Annotated in this window: 2 protein-coding genes; one reads left to right on the top strand and one right to left on the bottom strand. The window is 54.6% G+C overall.

The features are described from left to right. On the top strand, positions 1 to 286 hold a 286-nt coding region (gene tadA, locus J5224_RS30105; RefSeq protein ID WP_264628721.1), incomplete at its 5' end, for a tRNA adenosine(34) deaminase TadA. 1 nt (position 287) lies between these two features. On the opposite strand, the gene mltF is transcribed toward tadA, so the two are convergent. Next, on the bottom strand, positions 288 to 992 hold a 705-nt coding region (gene mltF / locus J5224_RS30100; protein WP_264628720.1), incomplete at its 5' end, for a membrane-bound lytic murein transglycosylase MltF.

Genomic DNA, 992 nt, shown 5'->3' with positions numbered 1-992 from the left:
GACGCTGTATGTGACGCTTGAACCTTGCGTGATGTGCGCAGGGGCGATGGTGCACAGCCGTATTGGCCGACTGGTGTATGGTGCCAACGATGAAAAAACCGGGGCAGCAGGGTCGTTGGTCGATATCTTGCGCCATCCCGGTATGAATCATCAGATAGCGATCACGTCTGGCGTGCTGGCTGCCGAATGCGCCCACACCCTCAGCGATTTTTTCCGAATACGCCGCGCACAGCATAAAGCGCTGCGCGCGCAAGAAAAAATCGCCAAGTGTGACGGTGCTACCTGATTTATTTGCCGAGTTTTTCTGGCGGTACGGCAGGGTAAGCGCTTGCTAACAGTTCCTGCTGCTGGGTTTTATTGGCTTTCTCGGTCAGATACCCCTCCAGACTCAGCATATAGCGACGGATATTTTCAACGTAGTTATAGGCTTCGTGGCCGCGAGCATAGCCGTAAGTGGTCTGGGCATAATAGCGTTTCTGGCTGAGCATCGGCAGACGCACCTTCACATCCGCCCAGCTATCGGGATTACCCTTCTGTTTTTCCGTCAGTTTGCGCGCATCCAGCAGATGGGCATAGCCCATGTTGTACGAGGCCAGTGCAAACCAAATCTTTTCATCCTCTGGGATGCTTTCCGGCATTTTTTCCATCATGTGCGCCAAATAGCGTGCGCCACCGCTAATGCTCTGTTCCGGATCGAGCCTGTCGGTCACATTCAGGCTCTCTGCGGTGTTGCGCGTCAGCATCATCAGTCCGCGCACGCCGGTCGGCGAGGTCGCCAACGGGTTCCAGTGCGATTCCTGATAAGAGATGGCTGCCAGCAATTTCCAGTCAATATCGCTGGCATATTTGGCAAACAGCGGCTGTAGATCGGGCAAGGTATTATCGATGGCGCTCAGGAAGGTGCGGGTATCGACATAATCAAATTCGCCTACGTGGCCGAGGTATTTCTCTTCCAGACGAGCCAGCGTGCCGTCTTCCACGGTTTGGCTGAA

The sequence above is a fragment of the Candidatus Symbiopectobacterium sp. NZEC135 genome (genome assembly GCF_025962695.1).
The sequence above is the reverse complement of the archived record's forward strand: the minus strand, read 5'-3'. Positions and strand labels throughout refer to the sequence as shown.